Consider the following 18,846-nt stretch of genomic DNA (forward strand, 5'->3'; position numbering starts at 1 on the left):
CACGGAAAGCACGCCAGCGAAGTTCGCTTCAAGCGTACCGGGCGGCCGGCCATCCGGCCAGCACTACCGATGCGTCACTTGCAGCACGCTGTTACGAATCTGCTCGTGCAACACCAGCTGCGCATCGTCCGCGACCGCCGGCAGCATGTCCGTGTAAGTCAGGCGACCCTCGGCATTCACGCCTAGCACGTTCCTGGATCGCAGCAGATCGATGAAATTCTTGAACAGGATCTTGTCGAAAAACTCCGGCGAGTTCAGCTCGTACAACAGCGACATGCGCTGCGCCATGAGCTGGCACTGCGACTCCAGCGCGTCCTGACTGATGCGGCCGCTGCCATGTTTCAACAATACCGCGATCACCAGGTAGTAACGCTCGACGATCTGCACCGTGATCTGCGCCAGCATCGACAGCTGCACCGCCTCGGCCGAGCCGGTCGGCGGACGACGCCACTGCGCGCCCGCCTCCACCGCTTCCAGCAGACCGTGATTGGCGAGGTCGTCGAGCGTCTCCAGGGTGACGGCGCTCACCTCCTCCTCGGTCCAGCGCAGGAACAACTCGTCGCGCACGTACGGATAGATGCGCCACATGAGGCGCTGAATGTCCTCGGTGCGCATGGTGCGATTGTTCAGGAAACAGCACGCGATCAACGAAGGCAGCGCCAACAGGTGCAGCACGTTGTTCCGGAAGTACGTCAGCAGCACGGAGTTCTCCTCCGTCATCTGCATGACGTCGCCAAGCGGATGCTTCAAGCGCTGAATCACGCCCATGCGCTCGCCATGACGCACGATGGACGCGCCGTCGTTTTCGGTGACCCAGACCAGCGGCGAGTACGGCGCCTGACGCAACAGCGAGGCGAGCAACTCGAGTTGCCGCGCCAGATCGGTTTCCAGCATCGATTGCTTGGGCGTGGCGAGCAATGCCGCTGCGATCAGGTTCATCGGCGCGACACAGGCGGCGCCGTTGATGTTGATCATGATGCGCGTCGCCAGCTCATCCACCGCAGCGGGCAACCAGGACGGACGCTCGACTTTCTCGGTGGCGCGCCGATTGTCCGGATCGTGACGCTTCAACACCTCGTCGAGATGGATCGGCTCGCCGAAACTCACGTGCACTTTGCCGAAGCGCTTACGGAGCGCCGGCAACGCGCGCAACATCGTGAAGATGGATTCTTTCTCCTTCGGCTTGCCGAGCATCTCGTTGACGTAGGTCTTGCCCTCGATCAGACGCTCGTAGCCGAAGTACACCGGCAGGAACACGATGGGCCGGCGCGGATCGCGCAAGTAGCTGCGCAAAGTCATCGACAGCATGCCAGTCTTCGGCTGCAGCAAGCGGCCGGTGCGGCTGCGCCCGCCCTCGATGAAATATTCGATGGAATGACCGCGCGCCATCATCAACCCCAGGTATTTCATGAACACCATGGTGTACAGCGCATTGCCTCGGAAACTGCGGCGCATGAAGAACGCGCCGCCTTTGCGCAGGAACGGACCCACGCCAGCCATGTTCAGATTGATGCCCGCGGCGATATGCGGGATGGCGTAGCCCTTGTAATAGATGACATACGACAGCAGCAGATAGTCGATGTGACTGCGATGACAGGGCACGTAGATGACTTCGTTGCCCTCGATCACCTTCTGCAGCTGTTCGACATGATGCAGCTCGACGCCGTCGTACAGCCGCGTCCAGAACCAGCTCAGCGCCTTGGCCATGAACGCAACGAAAATATGCGAATAGTTGGCGGCGATTTCCCAGACGTAGTCCTGCGCCAGCTTCAGCGCTTCGCGGCGTGAGATCTTTTTGGAGCGCATCTCATCGGCCATCGCTCTGCGCACAGCGCCGGAGCGCAACACTTGCGTGGCCATGGTGCGACGATGAGATAAATCCGGGCCGATCGCAGCGGCGCGCTGCCGCGCCAGGAGCAACCGCAGGGTGCGAGTCAGGCGACGCACCGCTCGCGATCTGTCATGTCCTTCGCTCACCGTGGCCCGCAGCGACACCGGCTCGCCGAACTGAACGAACAGGTTGCGTCCGTTCACCATCAGCGACAGCAAGCGACGGAAGCGCCCGACGCGTTCCCAGTTTTCCGACAGCAGAATGCGCAGCCACGAATCTTTGCGGTTCGGCGCGCGTCCCCAAAGTACGGTCACCGGCACCAGATCGACATCGAGTGTGGGATCGTCGAACGCTGCGGACACCAGCGAGCGCATCGACTCCGAGATGCGATAGTCGGTCCGGTCGCCCCAGAAGCCGGCGCGGCGCTCGAGGAACAACACCGACTGCGACGGCAGTGGTTTTTTCAAAGGATCGAGCGGTGCCGGCAGACCGTGCGCGGCGCAGACTTTTTCCAGCACCACCAGGTCCGCGACGGCGGATTCGTTCAGCACATAGCAGATCGGCCGCTCGCGCTGTGCGTAGCGGGCGCGCAGGTCTTCAGGCAGGACATGCGGCCGCGCCCACATGGAAACGGGCGCGCGCAGTAAGCCCAGCCAGAGTCTGTCGAGTCCGGGAAGATCGGCCATCGGTAGCTTCGCGCCGCGTTAGTCGGCGTTCGGGTTCGATTCGGTGGCGAATAGTAGCAGCAGCGCCAGGCTCAGGCCCGGACCGGGCTATCGTTCAGCACTCGCTGCAGGAACTGATCCAACAACGCGCACACTTCGGTCAGGTTGGCGGTGAGTCGATGATCCGAGTCGAGGATGTGCAGGGCGCACTTGTACTGGCGCGCATAGCGGATGCTGTTCTCGACGGGCACGATGTCGTCGTTCCAGCCGTGCACGATGTCCACCGGGCAGGCTGGCGGCGCCGGCGTGTATTTTTCGTAGCCCGGCATGAAGAACGCGGGCGCCAGCAGATACAGCCCGCGAGTGAGCACCTGTGTCGACACCGTCGTGCACACATGTGCGCCCAGGCTCGATCCCACCAGCAGCAATTCGCCCGGCAACTTTTTGCAAACCTCGCGCAGCCTGACCACTCGCTCAGCTGGATCGGCCATGCCGCGATAGTCGACCGACTCGACCGTGAGCCCGTGGCGTTTGGCGACTTCGGCCATGGCGACGATTTTCGTGCCCCAGGGATCGCCGTCCTGGCCGTGGGAAAACACGATGTATTGCTGGCTCACTCGAACAGCTCTCCGGGATTGTTGGTGACCGGCCCGTCCGGCTGCGGTCTTTTGTTGAAATCGTAGCTCGCCGGATCGGCGAGGTGCGAGGGCACCACGTTGCGCAAGCTGGAAAAGATGGTCTCGGTGCGCCCCGGATACTGTCGCTCCCATTCGCGCAGCATCTTCTTGATCTCCACCCGCTGCATGTTCTCTTGCGAGCCGCACAGGGAACAGGGAATCAATGGAAACTCACGAGCGCGCGCATAGCGCTCGATCTCCGATTCGGCAACGTACGCGAGCGGCCGGATCACGATGTGACGACCGTCCTCGGAATGCAGCTTCGGTGGCATGGCCTTGAGCTTGCCGCCGAAGAACATGTTCAGGAACAGCGTCTCGACGATGTCGTCGCGATGATGGCCGAGCGCGATCTTCGTGACGCCGTTCTCCGCCGCGTACTTGTACAAAGCGCCGCGACGCAGCCGCGAGCACAGCCCGCACATGGTCTTGCCTTCGGGAATCACGCGTTTGACGACGCTGTAGGTGTCCTGCTCGATGATGTGGAACGGCACACCCAGCGCGGTCAGATAGTCCGGCAGCACATGCGCCGGAAAGCCCGGCTGCTTCTGATCCAGATTCACCGCCACCAGTTCGAACTGCACCGGCGCGCTGCGCTGGAGCGACATCAAAATGTCGAGCAAGGTGTACGAATCCTTGCCACCGGACAGGCACACCATCACCTTGTCGCCCGCCTCGATCATGCGGAAGTCTTCAATGGCCTTGCCGGCGAGGCCTCGCAGCCGCGCTTGCAGGCGCTTGAAGTTGTTCGAGTAGTCGGGCACGGCGGACATGATCAAGGTTCCAGGTATTTGCCTTCGATATAACGCAGCCATGCGGCTGCGGATAGCGGCTTGCCGGTGGCGTTGCGGATCAGATCGGGCGTGCTGACGCTGGCGGCCAGCGAATGCACATTCTGCCGCAACCAGTCGAACAAACCCGTGAACTGGCCCGCGGCGATTTCCTCATCGAGCTGCGGTCGCTCGTAGCGCAGGCTCTCATATAACTGGCCGGCGATCACCGCGCCGATCGCGTAGGACGGGAAGTAACCGAAGGAGCCGACGGCCCAGTGCACATCTTGCAGGCAGCCTTCGGCGTCGTTGGCGGGCCGCACCCCGAGCCGATCGCCGATGCGAGTGTTCCACGCTTCGGGCAGATCGCGGATCTTCAACTCGCCTTTCAGGATCTCCTGCTCCAGCTCATAGCGAAGCAGGATGTGCACAGGATACGTGACCTCGTCGGCGTCGACACGGATCAAACTGCGCCGGACCCGCGTCAGCAGACGATACAGGTTCTCCACTTCCCACTCGGGACCGGTGACGCCGAAGGCTTTTTCCATGAGCGGTTTTAGGTAGCGCAGGAACGGTCGGTTGCGACAGATGAGCATCTCCAGCAGCAGAGACTGGCTTTCCTGCACCGTCATGCCGCGATCGCGACCCACTGGCTGACCGCGCCAGGCTTCGGGCAAGCCCACGTCGTACATCGCATGACCGGTCTCGTGCAGAACGCCCATCAAGCCAGTCAGCGGATCGGTGGGGCTGAATCGGGTCGTGATGCGAATGTCGCCGGGGATGCCGCCGGTGAACGGATGCTCGCTCTCGTCCAGGCGACCGCGGTCGAACGGAAACCCCATGCTCTTCATCAGGTCGGTGGCCAGATGCCGTTGCTTGCTGACAGCGAACTTGCCGTTGATCTCCAGCGGCGGCGACTTGGCCTGCACCTCGATGGCTTCCTGGATCAGGCCGGGCAGACGCCGGCCCAAGGTGGTGAAGATGCCGTCGATCTCGGCCGTGGTCAGACCCGGGCTGAACTCGTCCAGCAAGGCGTCGTAGGGATCGAGCTTGAGCGCCTTGCCCAGCAGCTCGGCCTTGTTGCGCACCAGGTTGGCGACCTCCTCCAGATGCGGAGCGAACAGCGAAAAGTCGCTTTTCTGCCGCGCTTCGATCCATTTGATCTCGGCGCGCGAGGTGGCCTTGGCGAGCCGTGAGACCAGGTTTTGGGGCGTGGCGATGGCGTGATCGCGCTCCCGGCGCATCTCTTTCAGGTTGGCCTGCTGCCAGTCCTCAAGAGCCTGCAGATTCGCTTCGGCTCGATCCAGCAGCCGCGAGACTCGGGGCGAGGTCAGCAGCGAGTGGCTCTCCGTCTCCAGCACGGCGAGTTGCTCGCCACGCTGCTCCGAACTGCCTCGCGGCATCATCACAGCGGAATCCCAACGCAACAGGCTCGCAGCGCTGCGGAAGGCGTGCAGACGCCGGAATTCCTGTTCGAGTTGTTGATAGGGCGTCAAAGCCATGGCGCGATCGGGGACGACCGTAAAGCCGCCATTCTACCAACGAGCCGACGATCGAATCCCGAGCAGCGAGAACCGCCCCAGGTACAGGGAGCTACCCGCCGCCCGGGCGGGGCAGGAATGTGCCGATCCGCGTCATCGGACCCGTCGGCACTTGGCGACGAATCGCTAAATTTTCCTAACCGATGCTCGGGCGTAATCGCAGCACCCGCCGCCGCTTCATTCCAAAAAAGTATTTCTGAATTACAAAATATTTAGGGAACGAGTCGCTCGGACGGCGGTCATATAAACCGTCCTCCTGCGAGGGCGGTTGTGAGCCGCTCTGGGACAAAGAAAGCCGGTACGTGTTGCAGCCTACCGGCTTTTTTTCGGGCGCTGGATTGGGGCTCCTGCCCCGCCCAGCGCGCGAGTTTGGCGAAAGGCGTGACTTTCGCCGGCTCGCCGCCGCCTGAGGCGGCGGGTACATCCCTGTACCTCGGGTGGGCACTACATTTCCGTCCGTTACGCTTCATCCCGGGCTGGCGCGGTGACTTTGCCAGCGGCGGAGCGCAGGCGCTCGATCATCTGGCTGATGTACTCGGGCGACTGGGTGTTGCGCGCAACGAAGGCATACACCACAGGTACAACGTACAGGGTCAGCAATAACGAGAACGTCACGCCGTAGACGATCACCGATCCGATGGTGCTGCGGCTTTCCGCGCCGGCGCCGGAGGCGAGCAGCAGGGGCACGGCGCCGAACACCGTACACAGGCTGGTCATCAGCACGGGCCGCAACCGGATGGCCGACGACTCGATGATGGCTTCGAAGAACTCGACGCCGCGATCGCGCAGCTGATTGGCGAACTCCACGATCAGAATGCCGTTCTTGGCCGCCAGACCGATCAGCATGATGCAGCCGATCTGGCTGTACACGTTGATGGATCGGTCCGTCACCCACAGGCCGAGCAACGCGCCCGCCACCGCCAGCGGCACCGTCATCATGATGATCATCGGATGGCGGAAGCTCTCGAACTGCGCCGCCAGCACCAGGAACACGATCACCAGCGCCAGCAGGAAGGTCATGTACAACGCATTGCCCGAGCGCTTGAACTCGCGCGACTCGCCGCTGTAGTCGATCACCGCGTGCGCCGGCAGCTCGGTGCGGATCAAGTTCTCCATATAAGCGAGCGCCTCGCCCAGCGAATATCCCGGCGTGAGATTGGCGGACAGCGTGATCGAACGCAGTCGATTGAAGCGCTTCAGCTCGATGGGGCCGGCCGTCTCCTCGACCGTGACCAGATTGGACAGCGGCACCAGCTGATTCGTGGTCGCCGAGCGCACATAGATATTCGTCAGATCGCTGGTGGTGGCGCGGTCCGTATCTTTCGCCTGCAGGATGACGTTGTACTGCTCGCCACGATCCAGGTACGTGGTGACGATGCGCGAGCCCATCATCGTTTCCAGCGTGCGCCCGACCGCAGTGAGCGATACACCGAGGTCTCCAGCGCGATTGCGATCGACGGAGACGCTGATCTGCGGCTTGCGCGCGTAGTAATCCGATTCGAGGTTGGTCAGCCCGGGATTCTCGGCCGCTTTGGCGATGATGATGTCGCGCCAGCGAGCGAGCTCCTCGTAGTCGCTGCCACCAAGCACGATCTGCACGGGATTCCCCGAGCCGCCGACGCCCAGGCCGCCCGGCGTGCCCACGTTGACCTTCACGCCGACCAGATCGACCAGCCGTTTGCGCAAACGGGCTGCGATCTGCTGCGCCGACTCGTCACGCTCATCCCAATCGGTGAGATTGAGAGACACGAAACCGGCGTTGATGTCGGCGCCACCGCCGACATTGGCGCTGCGAGCGATGAAGCGACGCACGTTGCCACGCTCCACCTCTTCCAGCACGATCTCCTCGACCTGCCGAAGATAACGATCCACGTACTGCAGGCTCGATCCTTCCGGAGCGGTGAAACGGATGAAGACGCGCTGACGGTCTTCGGTTGGCGCATATTCCGACGGCAAAGCTTTGAACAACACGAACACCAGACCGAACGCGAGCAGTCCCGCCACCACAACCAGCGCCGGCGCGGCCAATGCACGCCGCAAGCTCCGCTCGTACGCACGCGAGAGCCACTGAAAAAAGCGATCGGTCGCATGCGCGACCCGACCGCGCACGATGCCCTTGGCGAAAATCTTCGAGCACATCATCGGCACCAACGTCAGCGACACCAGCGCCGAGATGGCAATGGCTGCCGCGATGGTGATGCCGAACTCGCCGAACAGCCGGCCGACGTTGCCGGGGATAAACGAGATCGGAACGAACACCGCCATCAGCACCAGCGTGGTGGCGATGACCGCGAAGCCGATTTCGCGACTGCCGTCCACGGCGGCCAGCAAAGGCGCTTCGCCCAGCTCCATGCGACGCACGATGTTCTCGAGCACCACGATGGCGTCGTCGACCACCAGACCGATGGCGAGCACCGCGCCCAGCAGCGTCAGGACGTTGACCGAATAGCCGGCCACCGCCATGACGATGCACGCGGCGATGATGGACACCGGAATGGTGACCGCCGGGATGATGGTGGCGCGCATCGTGCCAAGAAACAGATAGATGACCACCAGCACCAGCAGCAGCGCGACCACCAGCGCGTGCTCCACTTCGTAGATCGACTTGCTGACGAACACGGAGTCGTCGACGGTAATGTCGAGCTTGAGATCCTCCGGCAGCGTCTTCTGAATCTCGTCGATCTCGGCGTACACGCCCTTGGAAACATCCAGCACGTTGGCGGTGGACTGGGGAACGATGCCGAGGCTGATGCCCGCGTTGCCATCGGTACGGGCCAACGAGCGCAGATTTTCCGCAGCGACCTCGACAGTCGCGACTTCACTGAGCCGCACCAGGTAACCGTCGCCGCCACGACCGATGACGAGCTGACGGAAATCCTCGGCCGAACGGAAGCCGGTATCGGTGCGCAACGTGAACTCGCGTTCCAGCGATTCGATACGACCGGCCGGCAACTCGACGTTTTCCTGCCGTAACGAATCCTCGACGTCCTGCACCGTCAACTGACGAGCAGCGAGCGCCTTGCGATCCAACCAGACGCGCATCGCATAACGCCGCTCGCCGCCGACGCGAATGGTCGCGACGCCGTCCACCACCGACAGGCGGTCGACCAGGTAGCGGTCCGCATAGTCGGTCAGCTCCAACTGCGTGCGCGAGGCGCTGGTCAATGCCAGCCACATGACTGCATCGGACGAGGTGTCCACCTTCGCGACCTGCGGCGGGTCGGCTTCATCGGGCAGCTGCCGCACGACGCGAGAGACGCGGTCGCGCACATCGTTGGCCGCCGATTCGATGTCGCGATCCAACGCGAATTCGATGGAAATGCGCGAGCGCTCATCGAAGCTGGACGAGCGCAATGTTTCCACGCCTTCCAGACCTGCGATCTGATTCTCGATAACCTGCGTGATCTTCGATTCGATGACGGCGGCGGACGCGCCTCGATACACCGTGTCGATACTGACCACGGGCGGCTGAACGTTCGGCGTTTCGCGCACGGTGAGCCGGCCCAACGCCATCAACCCGATGATAGTCATCAGGATGCTGATGACCATCGCGAACACCGGCCGGCGAACGGAAACGTCGGACAGAATCATGAAGCGACCTGCGGAGCGGCCTCGGTGCGCGCCTCGACCGGCGTGCCATCGTGCACGTTCAGCGTGCCGTCGATCACAACGGTGTCTGCCTCGGTCACGCCACTGAGAATCTCCACTTCTCCAGGGCGACGCCGACCGATCTTGACCTCACGCTTGTGCGCACGACCGTCGGCCACCACGAATACGAAGTGCTTGCTGTCCTCGGGAACGATGGCGCTCTCGGGCAGCATCAGCGCCATACCCGTGGAACGCACCAGCTGCAGCGTCATGAACATGCCCGGTCGCAGTCGCTGGTCCTTGTTGTCGATCGAGGCGCGCACCACGATCGTACGCGTGGTCGGATCGACCCGGGTGTCGACGCTATCGACGCGCCCTTTGAACACGGAGTTGGGATAAGCGCTGCTGCGCGCCTGGACGGTCAGGCCGGGCTTGAGACTGGAAAGGAATATCTCGGGCACCGCGAAGTCCAGCTTCACCACCGTCAGGTCGTCGAGCGTGGTGATCACGCCGCCCGGACTGACCAGCGAACCCAGGCTCACGTTGCGCAGGCCGACGCGGCCGGCGAACGGCGCGGTGATGATCCGATCGTTGAGACGCGAGCGGGCGGCGGCGACACGCGCTTGATTCGCGAGCATGGTGGCTTGCAGCTGATCCAGCTGCGCTTCGGAAAGTGCCTGCGTCTGGAACAGCTCCTGGCTGCGCTTGTACTGGCTGCGGCTCTCGCGCTCTGCCGCCTCCGCCGCGGCCAGATCGGCGCGAGCTTCTTCGTTGTCCAGCTCGACCAGCACCTCGCCCTTGCGAACCTGCTTGCCTTCCTCGAAATGAATGGCGGCGACGCGATCGGCGACCTTGGCGGTGATGTCGACCGATTCCTTGGCCCGCACGGTGCCCAGCGCCTCGACCTCCAGCGCGAAGTTCTTGAGCTTGGGATGAGCGACCATGACCGGCACTTCACGTGCGCTGCCGCTCTGGCCGCCCTTCTTGCCGGAGGCGGGCATGCCGGAATCCGTACAGGCGCCGAGCCCGAGCACGACCACACACCCCAACATCAGGATCCAATTTCGCTTCACGACTTCGCCACAGTTCAACGCCAGGGAGAGCCGATCATTCTCCCAGCTGCACTGCAGCTTGTCTGCGCAACAGTCCCCTGAAATCGACGCGGGTGCGCGCCGACATTGCAAACAATCGCGAAATCAAACACCTGCGGCCGCGGAGGAAAAACCTCATCCGCGGCGTCAGCTTACAGAATTGTCAGATAAGTCAGATAGCGGTCGCCGGCTCCGCATCCGAGGCATCGGAGATGCCTTCGAACAGCACCGTCGAGAGGTAGCGCTCGGCGGTATCGGGCAGCATCGCAAGAATCACCGACCCTTGCGGCGCGTTCTGCGCGACCTTCAACGCCGCGGCCATGGTGCCGCCGGAGGAAATGCCGCAGAAGATGCCTTCCTTCGCCGCCAGCTGTCGCGCGGTCTGGATGGCCTCGTCGTCGGTGACCGGCAGGATCTCGTCAGCGACTTCGCGATTCAGCACGGCCGGCACGAAGTCCGGGGTCCAGCCCTGAATCTTGTGCGGTTTGAACTCGCCGCCCGCCAGCAGCGAAGCGCCGGCCGGCTCGGTTGCGACGATGCGGACCTCGGGGCGCGCCTTCTTGATCATCTCGCCGGCGCCCGTGAGCGTGCCGCCGGTGCCCCAGCCGGTGACCCAGAAGTCGAGCCGACGGCCGGCGAAGTCGCTCAGGATTTCCGGGCCGGTGGTGTTGCGGTGATATTCGGGGTTGGCCTGGTTCTCGAACTGCCGCGCCAGGAACCAGCCGTGCTTGTCCGCCAGCTCCTTCGCCTTGCGCACCATGCCCGAACCGCGCTCGGCGGCCGGCGTGAGGATCACTTTCGCGCCCAGCATGCGCATGATCTTGCGGCGCTCGATCGAGAACGACTCGACCATCACCGCCACGAACGGATAACCCTTGGCGGCGCACACCATCGCCAGGGCGATGCCGGTGTTGCCGGAAGTGGCTTCGACCACCGTCTGGCCCGGCTTCAAGGTGCCGCGGCGCTCGGCGTCTTCGATGATGGCAATGGCGAGCCGATCCTTCACCGACGACAGCGGATTGAAAAACTCGCACTTGGCGTACAGGGTCACGTGCGAAGGCGCCAGGCGGTTGATTCTGACGATGGGCGTGCGCCCGATGGTGCCGAGAATGTTGTCGTAGATCATGGCGAGAACTACTGGTTATTGAGGGAGGAGCGGCAGATTGCGCGCCTCATATTCGGGCGTCAACAACCCTTTGGCATGTGGCAATTCCCTAACTTTGGTCGCGCTCGCGCAGCCAACCGGCGATCTTGTCCGGGATCTCGCGTTGAGCGGTGCCGCTCACGTAGATGCCGATGTGGCCGCCGCGGAATTCATGCGTGCTGTAGTCCGAACTCGAGATCAGCTGCCCCAACGGCTTGCTGCTGGAGGGTGGCACCAGGTGATCCTGCGTCGCATAGATATTCAGCACCGGCACCGCAATCCGCTTCAGGTCCACGGGGCGGCCGCCAATAGTGAGCGTGCCTTCCTTGAGCCGGTTCTGTTTCACGAACAGCGTCAGGAACTGACGGAACATTTCGCCCGCCTGATCCGGACTGTCGAAGATCCATTTTTCCATGCGCAGGAAATTCTCCAGGGTCGCGCCGCTGGTGTTCGGATCGTTCAGCTGGTGCAGCAGATCGACGTACTTCTGACTGTTCAGCCGGAACGGCATCAAACTCACGAACAGCGCATTGAGCGCCTCGCCCGAAACATTGCCGGTGGCGGCTACCAGCGCGTCGACGTCCACGTGCCTCGACCATTTGGTCAGCAGATTCTCGGGCGTATGAAAATCCACCGGCGTGACCATGGTGATGAGGTTGCGCAGCCGCTGCGGGTACAGGGCGGCGTAACACAAGCTCATGCTGCCGCCCTGACAGACGCCGAGCAGATTGATCTGCTCGCAGCCACTGGCCCGGCGCACGAAATCCACACAGTGCGGCAGATAACGCGTCACGTAGTCTTCCAGCGCGAGATAACGATCCGCGCCGTCGGGATAACCCCAGTCGATCAGATAAACATCCACACCTCGCTGCAACAGACCGCGGATCAGCGAGCGATCGGTTTGCAGATCCATCATGTAAGGCCGATTGACCAGCGCGTAACAAATCAGCACCGGCGTGCGCACGCGCAACTCGGGCGCGACCACTTCGGAAGGGCGATAGTGGTACAACGTAACTTTGTCTTCGCTATAGATCGCGTCCTTGGCCGAGCAACCGACAGCCACTTCTCCTGCGTTCGCCAGCGCCGCCAGGCCTTGCGACATGCGGCGCATGAAGTCGCCAGTGACTGCGGCCAGTTCGGAAGTGCCGGGAGTGGAGTCGTTCATGTGAGTTCCTCACCGCGCAACTGTGCCTCGAGCGTGGCCACGCGCTCACGCAACTCGCGCATCTGCTTGTGCACGGAGTTCAGCTCGGAGCGCGTAGGCAGATCGTATTGTTTCAACAAGCGCTCGAGGATGACCTGCTGACCGGCACGCAGGCGAATGGCAGCATTGCCGAGCTGCGCTTGTAATTTGCAGTACGGTTCGCTGTGTGCGACCTGCGCAAAGACCTTCTCGCCGCAATCGACCCACAGGTTATAAAGCTCGCGATACTCGCCGGCACCGGGCGTCGGGTTCGCCTCGCCGTTCTGCTTTCGTTCGCGAATCAGGCTTTCGAGCATCGACAACGCGTCGCTCTGGACTTTGGTCCATACAGCGCGCAGCTCCTGTTCCAGCTGCTGATATTCCGCTTGAGCAGTCATCAACTCTCGCCACGCTTCAGACTGCTCGCGCAGCAACCCGATCGACGGCAATCGTGAGATCAGATCGACGAACTGACGCGTCGCGCCTTCGCCCGCGGACGCCGCGCCGGCCCAGGTGCCCTGCCAGGCATTGAGCATGTCCTCGCCGAACTTGAGTGGCGACTCGCCAGCAGCCGTGCCGGCTGCACTTCGCTGCGCAAATTGCTGCCAGCCCTGCAGATACGCCTGACCCGCTTCGAGCCAGCGCATGCCGATGTCACGGACCTGGTCGGAAATCGTGTCCGCAGCGGCCTTCGCCGCGCCGGCTTCTGCGCCACTGCCCGGCAGGCCGGCGCGGCGCAATTGCTCGCGCTGCTGCTCGATCCACGCCTGTATCCAGTCGGATCCGTCGTTTTTCGACTCGGTCATTGCCGCTTCCCGCCGTTCATCGGCCCGGCATTATGACCTGCGCGGGCCGCGAATTGATCGGTATGACTCACTTCGATGCATCGTGTGTTGCACCGCCAAATGCGCGTCGTTACAGTAGCCCACCGCCGGCGCTGACGCATCCTTCGCAGGCGCGCCCGTTGCCTGTCGAGCTGAGCATGAGCGAAGAACGACTGATCAAAAAATATGCGAACCGGCGCCTGTACGACGCCGCGCAAAGTCGTCACATCACTATCGACGATATTCGCGATATGGTGATCGCCGGCACCCGCGTGAAGGTAATCGAGGACAAGACCAACGAGGACATCACGCGCCTGGTGCTGCTGCAGGTGATCGCCGATCAGGAACAATTCGGCCGGCCCATCCTTTCGACCTCGTTGCTCGAATCGATGATCCGCTTCTACGGCAATTCCATGCAGAGCTATTTCAGCAGTTACCTGGAGAAAAGCGTCGAGACCTTCATCCGCCAGCAGGAGCTCATGGCTCGCACCATGAACAACGGCGCCGGTCCCGGGCCCAATCCGATCGCCGAGCTGGCTCGACAGAACCTCGAGCTGTGGGCCAAGATGCAGGAAACCCTGCTGACCACGTTTGCGCCGCCGCGCGAGCCCGCCAAAGATAAACCCGGCAAGGCGCCCCACACCGGCAGAAACAGCACTGGTAAAAACAACACGCCGGACGACGGCGACAACGAACCGTCCTGACGTTGGCATGCCTTTGAAAATCTGTTTCGTCGCATCGGAAATCGCGCCGCTCGCCAAGACTGGCGGTCTCGCGGACGTGGCTGGCGTGTTGCCGAAGCATTTGCACGCGCTCGGTCACGATGTGCGTGTGTTCATGCCGCTGTATTCGACGATGAGCAACGGCGCGGTACACCATGCGCCGACGCTGGACAACGCGCACCGTGTGCCATTGGCGCTGGGCCCGCATCGGTACTGGTTTTCCTTGCTCGAAGCACGGCTGCCGAATTCGTCGGTGCCGCTGTATCTGGTGCATTGTCCGGAAGTGTTCGATCGCCCTTCCCTGTACACCTCCGGAGCGGATGAGCATCTGCGTTTCCTGGTGCTGCAGCGAGCGGCGCTGGAAGGTTGTCAGCGCCTGCAGTTCGCGCCCGACGTCCTGCATTGCAATGACTGGCATACGGCGCTGATGCCGATGCTGCTCAAAAGCGTGTACTCCTGGGATCGATTGTTTGCAGCCACGCGCTCGGTGCTGTCGATTCATAACATCGGCTATCAAGGCGTCTTCGGCGCGGGCACCGCTTACGATATCGGCGGCGACGTACGGCATCTGTTATCGCCAGAAACATTGGCCGGCGCCGGCATCAACTGGCTGCGCGAGGGCGTGCGCCACGCCGACCGAGTCACTACGGTGAGCCCGACTTACGCGCAGGAAATCTGCGGGCCTATCGGCGGGCACGGGCTCGATGGCGTGCTACGGGCCCGGCCCGACGGCGTGGTGGGCATTCTGAACGGCGTCGACTACAGCGAGTGGAATCCAGCCACCGATCGTTATTTGAAACATCACTTTTCGCCGCAGGATCTGTCCGGCAAACGCGCCACCAAACGTTCGCTGCTGGACTGGTTGAACCTGTCGGTGAGCGACAGCGCGCCCATGATGGGCATCGTGTCGCGCATGACGGTGCAGAAAGGCTTCGATCTGCTGTTCGACTCGTTGCCGCACATCCTTTCGACGCGCGATATGAGCCTGGTTGCGTTGGGCAGCGGCGAGCCGCGCTACGAGAATTTTTTCGTCGGGCTACAGCAGCGCTTTCCGGATCGCGTGGTGTTTCATCGCGGCTACCACGAGGAGCTGTCGCACCTCATCGAGGCCGGCAGCGATATGTTTCTGATGCCGTCGCAGTACGAGCCGTGCGGGCTGAATCAGATGTACAGCCTCAAGTACGGCACCGCGCCCATCGTTCGCCGCACCGGCGGTCTGGCCGATTCGGTGCAGATGTGGGACCCGGCGACGCGCCAGGGCACCGGCGTGGTGTTCAACGATTTCGACGTGCCGGCGGTGACCTGGGCGATTCACACCGCGCTGGATTTCTACAAGGATCAGGACGGCTGGCGGCAGCTCATGCTCAACGGCATGGCCCAGGATTTTTCCTGGGACAAGCAGACGGGCGAGTACGTGCGGCTGTACCGCGAGCTCACCGGCATCACTTCATGATGGCGAGATTGACGCTGCCGGCTTCGTTGAATGGAATCTTCTTCAGGAAACGGATGTCGGTCAGCAGGTTGCCTTCCACGGTGTAGTTCACCTGGGTGCGGCCGTTCAGCCGCGACAACAGGCGGCCGATGCCGCTGACGAAATTGGTTCGCACCGTCATGTCGAAATCGGTCTCGCCGTTGGCCGGCACCGTGAACGGCCGGTTCAGCGTGCCCCTGGCGAAGCTATCGCCTTCCAGAAACACCTTGTAGTCCAGCCCGGTAATGGGCAACTCGCGATCGTTCGGATTGTCGATGTTGACCCGGATCAGGAACTGCTGATTGAAAATGTCCGCCGACGTCATTGCGACGCTGACCAGCGCCAGCCTCGGCGCCTGCAAGTCCGGCCGCAAGGCGCTACAGCTGCTGGCTGTGATGAGCAGCGCGAATACCAGCGCGAAACGTTGCACGACCTTGTTCATCTGGGCCCCCAATGGAACTGGGGCCAGAGGATAACAGACCGCCGTTTTCCTTGATGCGACGCAGGCCCGGGACGCAGGCCCGGTCGGCAGCAGAAGACCCACCCGGGGGTGGGTCCTGTGCGTTAGCTCCGCTGCAGGCGGGACAGCATGTCCCGCGTAACCAGCGCCACGCCAGCCTCGCTGATGTAGAAGCGACGGGCGTCCTCTTCGCGGTTGACGCCGATCTGCGTGCCGGGCGGCACCACGCTGCCGGTGTCGACAATGGCGCGTTTGATGACGCTGCCGGCGCCGACCTTTACATCGGGGAAGATCACCGAACGCTCGATATAACTGCGCTCATCCACGCGCACATTTGAGAACAGCAGCGACTGATTCACGGTCGAGCCGGAGATGATGCAGCCCCCGGACACCATCGAATTGATCGCCACCCCGCGGCGACCGTCCTCATCGAGCACGAACTTCGCAGGCGGATACTGGCGCTGATAAGTCCAGATCGGCCAGTGCTCGTCGTAGATGTTCAGCTCTGGATTGACGTACACCAGCTCCATGTTGGCGTCGTAGAACGCGTCCACCGTACCGACGTCTCGCCAGTAATGCTGAACACGCGTCTCGCTGTCCGTAAACGGGTACGCGATTACCTTGTGAGTGCTGAGCGCGCCCGGAATGATGTTGCGGCCGAAGTCATGCGAGGTGTCGGGCCGCTGGGCCTGCTCCTCGAGCAGCCGGTACAACAGGCTGGCCTTGAACACATAAATGCCCATCGAGCCGAGCGCAAACTGCTCGCGCCCCGGAATGCCTTCGGGCTCCTTGGGCTTCTCCGAAAACTTGGTGATCCGATAGTCCGGATCGACGCTCATCACACCGAAGGCCGTCGCCTGCTCGCGCGGCACTTCGACCACACCGACAGTGATGTCAGCCCGCTTGGCCACATGCGAAGCCAGCATCACGCCGTAGTCCATCTTGTAGATGTGATCGCCGGCCAGCACCAGCACGTGCTTGGGATTGTGCAGCTTGATGATCTGCAGGTTCTGATACAGCGAGTCGGCCGTGCCGCGATACCAGAAATCGCCCATCTGCTGCTGGGCCGGGATGATCTCCACGAACTCGCCGAACTCACCTCGCAGATAGCCCCAGCCGCGCTGGATGTGCTGGATCAGCGAATGCGCCTTGTACTGGGTCATCACCTGGATGCGCCGGATGCCGGAATTCACGCAATTCGACAGGACGAAGTCGATGATGCGGAATTTGCCGCCGAACGGCGTGGCCGGCTTGCACCGGAAATCGGTCAGATGCTTCAGACGTTCGCCGCGCCCGCCAGCCATGATGACCGCCAGGGTATTGCGCGTGATGCGGCTGACGTAACGGCGCGTTCGGGTCTGCATCTCGCCGTTGCGACGGCCGAGCGCTTCCCTGGATCGAGCGCCATCTGCTCTATCGTCCATATCGGAGTTTCTCGTTTGTCTTAGCGCAGCCCCGTTGCCACGTGCCTCGGGCCTCCGGTTGACCGACGCCATTGTCGGCGAAGACCGCCGCCGCTTGCCTGACGCACGCGGCTTCGGCATTGTGGGTTGCTCGCCGTCCCCGTAGGGACCGGGACGGCGAGGCTCCGGCGCAACAGTCTGCCGGAACCCCTCATCGAGAGTAAGCATACCCGCATGCTGCAACGGTTCAGAGACGACGTCGTTTTCCCGCTCAGACATGTCGGCGGCTCCTCGCACCTCGCGGGCCGGCTGCGTTGCCTGCCCGCAATAACGATCTGTTGGTTAACGTTGGGAATGACCTGCAAGGTCCATGCTCAGGCGTCGGATGCGGAAGATGACAACGCTACCAACGCCGCCGCCCCCGCGATCTGCCTGCCGGACGGCCGCGGCTATCTCAACGCACGGCTCTCCGGCGCATTGCAAACAGAGCTCGTTTGGGGCAATGAGGGCATGGAATGCACTGGCGCCGTGCGCCCGGACGGCGGTCTGCGCATTCGTTTCAGCCATCCGGACAGCGCCTCGGGCGGCCGGCTGGTGCTGCTGTTCGGCGTCGCCGGGTTGCGCGAAGGCCAGTCGGCCAAGGCGCTGCCGGTGAACGTCACGGTGATTCGCGAAGGCCAAGGCGAGTTTTACAGTACCCAGGGAGACAACAAGTGCACCCTGGACGAAGTCGCGCAGGAGCCGATCGCGGGAATACCGCATCGGTCACGATCGTATCGAATTTCTGCCCGCGGTTTTTGTACGGGACCTGCACGAGAGGTCAACGGCGACGGTGTCGTGTTGCTGTCGCGCTTCGACTATGTCGGGCGCGTCGATTTCGACACCGAAGAGCAGACTGAAGAGGAAGTGTTGGCGGCGAGCCGACCCTGAACCTACCCCCGAAACCTGAACTTGAACCTACCGTGATACGACATACAAAATATTTCGGTGCGCTCCTGGCCACGGCGGCGGCGCTGCTCTGGCTTGCGATCGTCGGGCTGTCGACGGCCCGGGCCGACGACGCCGCTGTTGCACAGCTCGACCGACATTTCCCGCGTTCGAGCCTGCAGATCGCCACGCCCGATGCACGCCTGCACAAGTTCGACGTATGGGTCGCCGACGACGACGCCCGGCGCGCCCGCGGCCTGATGTTCGTCACCAAGATGCCCGATCAGCAGGGCATGCTGTTCATCTATCCCAAGGCGCAACCGATCGCGATGTGGATGAAGAACACTCACATTCCGCTCGACATGCTGTTCGTGCGAGCGGACGGACGCGTGGCGCGGGTGGTTGAAAACACCACCCCGATGTCCACCAAGACCATCGAATCGGGCGAGCCGGTGCTGGCAGTGATCGAGCTCAACGGCGGCGTCGCCAAACGCAACAACATCCGCGTCGGCGCGCAGGTCATTCACCCGGTGTTCTCGACCCAGCCCTGAC

At 62.6% G+C, this 18,846-nt stretch carries 15 protein-coding genes; 4 read left to right on the plus strand and 11 right to left on the minus strand.

The annotated features are described in order from the left end of the window. Nucleotides 1–63: 63 nt before the first annotated feature. From plsB to JM946_RS02110, 9 genes are all read right to left on the minus strand, one after another. Nucleotides 64–2,517, minus strand: a complete 2,454-nt coding sequence (gene plsB, locus JM946_RS02070; RefSeq protein ID WP_203165473.1) for a glycerol-3-phosphate 1-O-acyltransferase PlsB — start codon at nt 2,515–2,517, stop codon at nt 64–66. 71 nt (nt 2,518–2,588) lie between these two features. Next, nucleotides 2,589–3,113 (minus strand): alpha/beta hydrolase, encoded by a 525-nt coding sequence (locus tag JM946_RS02075; protein WP_203165474.1) that lies wholly within the window; start codon nt 3,111–3,113, stop codon nt 2,589–2,591. Further along, on the minus strand, nt 3,110–3,943 hold the full coding sequence (gene ttcA, locus JM946_RS02080) for a tRNA 2-thiocytidine(32) synthetase TtcA (protein ID WP_203165475.1): 834 nt from the start codon (nt 3,941–3,943) through the stop codon (nt 3,110–3,112). Before ttcA ends, JM946_RS02075 begins: the two co-directional genes overlap by 4 nt. Before the next feature lie 2 nt (nt 3,944–3,945). Beyond that, nucleotides 3,946–5,442 carry a carboxypeptidase M32 gene (locus JM946_RS02085; RefSeq protein ID WP_203165476.1) on the minus strand — a complete coding sequence of 499 codons (1,497 nt, stop codon included), beginning with the start codon at nt 5,440–5,442 and terminating at the stop codon, nt 3,946–3,948. A gap of 498 nt (nt 5,443–5,940) precedes the next feature. After that, nucleotides 5,941–9,072 (minus strand): efflux RND transporter permease subunit, encoded by a 3,132-nt coding sequence (locus JM946_RS02090; RefSeq protein WP_203165477.1) that lies wholly within the window; start codon nt 9,070–9,072, stop codon nt 5,941–5,943. Continuing rightward, on the minus strand, nt 9,069–10,142 hold the full coding sequence (locus JM946_RS02095) for an efflux RND transporter periplasmic adaptor subunit (protein WP_203165478.1): 1,074 nt from the start codon (nt 10,140–10,142) through the stop codon (nt 9,069–9,071). The genes JM946_RS02090 and JM946_RS02095 overlap by 4 nt, the downstream gene beginning before the upstream one ends. A gap of 190 nt (nt 10,143–10,332) precedes the next feature. Then, a complete protein-coding gene (cysK, locus tag JM946_RS02100; RefSeq protein WP_203165479.1) occupies nt 10,333–11,286 on the minus strand; it encodes a cysteine synthase A in 954 nt (317 codons plus the stop codon). An 88-nt stretch (nt 11,287–11,374) separates the two neighbouring features. Further along, nucleotides 11,375–12,469 (minus strand): class III poly(R)-hydroxyalkanoic acid synthase subunit PhaC, encoded by a 1,095-nt coding sequence (gene phaC, locus JM946_RS02105; protein ID WP_203165480.1) that lies wholly within the window; start codon nt 12,467–12,469, stop codon nt 11,375–11,377. Next, a complete protein-coding gene (locus JM946_RS02110; protein ID WP_203165481.1) occupies nt 12,466–13,293 on the minus strand; it encodes a poly(R)-hydroxyalkanoic acid synthase subunit PhaE in 828 nt (275 codons plus the stop codon). The genes phaC and JM946_RS02110 overlap by 4 nt, the downstream gene beginning before the upstream one ends. Before the next feature lie 176 nt (nt 13,294–13,469). Here JM946_RS02110 and phaR point away from each other — a divergent pair, with 176 nt between their 5' ends. Together phaR and JM946_RS02120 are read left to right on the plus strand one after the other, a co-directional pair. Further along, nucleotides 13,470–14,015 carry a polyhydroxyalkanoate synthesis repressor PhaR gene (phaR, locus tag JM946_RS02115; RefSeq protein WP_203165482.1) on the plus strand — a complete coding sequence of 182 codons (546 nt, stop codon included), beginning with the start codon at nt 13,470–13,472 and terminating at the stop codon, nt 14,013–14,015. A gap of 7 nt (nt 14,016–14,022) precedes the next feature. Continuing rightward, nucleotides 14,023–15,486, plus strand: coding sequence for a glycogen synthase (locus JM946_RS02120; protein WP_203165483.1), 1,464 nt, complete (start codon nt 14,023–14,025; stop codon nt 15,484–15,486). On the opposite strand, the gene JM946_RS02125 is transcribed toward JM946_RS02120, so the two are convergent. Both JM946_RS02125 and glgC read right to left on the minus strand, forming a co-directional pair. Continuing rightward, on the minus strand, nt 15,476–15,946 hold the full coding sequence (locus tag JM946_RS02125) for an LEA type 2 family protein (RefSeq protein WP_203165484.1): 471 nt from the start codon (nt 15,944–15,946) through the stop codon (nt 15,476–15,478). The genes JM946_RS02120 and JM946_RS02125 overlap by 11 nt on opposite strands. Nucleotides 15,947–16,068: 122 nt before the next feature. Further along, nucleotides 16,069–17,328, minus strand: coding sequence for a glucose-1-phosphate adenylyltransferase (gene glgC, locus JM946_RS02130; protein WP_203166533.1), 1,260 nt, complete (start codon nt 17,326–17,328; stop codon nt 16,069–16,071). 393 nt (nt 17,329–17,721) lie between these two features. Between glgC and JM946_RS02135 the strand changes: the two genes are divergently transcribed. Both JM946_RS02135 and JM946_RS30140 read left to right on the plus strand, forming a co-directional pair. Next, nucleotides 17,722–18,297 (plus strand): hypothetical protein, encoded by a 576-nt coding sequence (locus JM946_RS02135; RefSeq protein ID WP_218042553.1) that lies wholly within the window; start codon nt 17,722–17,724, stop codon nt 18,295–18,297. Between the two features lie 32 nt (nt 18,298–18,329). Beyond that, entirely contained in the window at nt 18,330–18,845 is a 516-nt protein-coding gene (locus tag JM946_RS30140; RefSeq protein ID WP_203165486.1) for a DUF192 domain-containing protein, read from the plus strand. Nucleotide 18,846 lies beyond the last annotated feature (1 nt).

The sequence above is a fragment of the Steroidobacter gossypii genome, from assembly GCF_016801985.1.
Classification (GTDB): Bacteria; Pseudomonadota; Gammaproteobacteria; order Steroidobacterales; family Steroidobacteraceae; genus Steroidobacter; species Steroidobacter gossypii.

What these genes read in the sequence shown, in the direction of transcription:
- plsB (WP_203165473.1), bottom strand. Translation starts at nt 2,517, where the DNA reads ATGGCCGATCTTCCCGGACTCGACAGACTCTGGCTGGGCTTACTGCGC.
- JM946_RS02110 (WP_203165481.1), bottom strand. Translation starts at nt 13,293, where the DNA reads ATGACCGAGTCGAAAAACGACGGATCCGACTGGATACAGGCGTGGATC.
- cysK (WP_203165479.1), bottom strand. Translation starts at nt 11,286, where the DNA reads ATGATCTACGACAACATTCTCGGCACCATCGGGCGCACGCCCATCGTC.
- JM946_RS02120 (WP_203165483.1), top strand. Translation starts at nt 14,023, where the DNA reads ATGCCTTTGAAAATCTGTTTCGTCGCATCGGAAATCGCGCCGCTCGCC.
- ttcA (WP_203165475.1), bottom strand. Translation starts at nt 3,943, where the DNA reads ATGTCCGCCGTGCCCGACTACTCGAACAACTTCAAGCGCCTGCAAGCG.
- glgC (WP_203166533.1), bottom strand. Translation starts at nt 17,328, where the DNA reads ATGCAGACCCGAACGCGCCGTTACGTCAGCCGCATCACGCGCAATACC.
- JM946_RS02135 (WP_218042553.1), top strand. Translation starts at nt 17,722, where the DNA reads ATGACCTGCAAGGTCCATGCTCAGGCGTCGGATGCGGAAGATGACAAC.
- JM946_RS02125 (WP_203165484.1), bottom strand. Translation starts at nt 15,946, where the DNA reads ATGAACAAGGTCGTGCAACGTTTCGCGCTGGTATTCGCGCTGCTCATC.
- phaC (WP_203165480.1), bottom strand. Translation starts at nt 12,469, where the DNA reads ATGAACGACTCCACTCCCGGCACTTCCGAACTGGCCGCAGTCACTGGC.
- JM946_RS02085 (WP_203165476.1), bottom strand. Translation starts at nt 5,442, where the DNA reads ATGGCTTTGACGCCCTATCAACAACTCGAACAGGAATTCCGGCGTCTG.
- JM946_RS02090 (WP_203165477.1), bottom strand. Translation starts at nt 9,072, where the DNA reads ATGATTCTGTCCGACGTTTCCGTTCGCCGGCCGGTGTTCGCGATGGTC.
- phaR (WP_203165482.1), top strand. Translation starts at nt 13,470, where the DNA reads ATGAGCGAAGAACGACTGATCAAAAAATATGCGAACCGGCGCCTGTAC.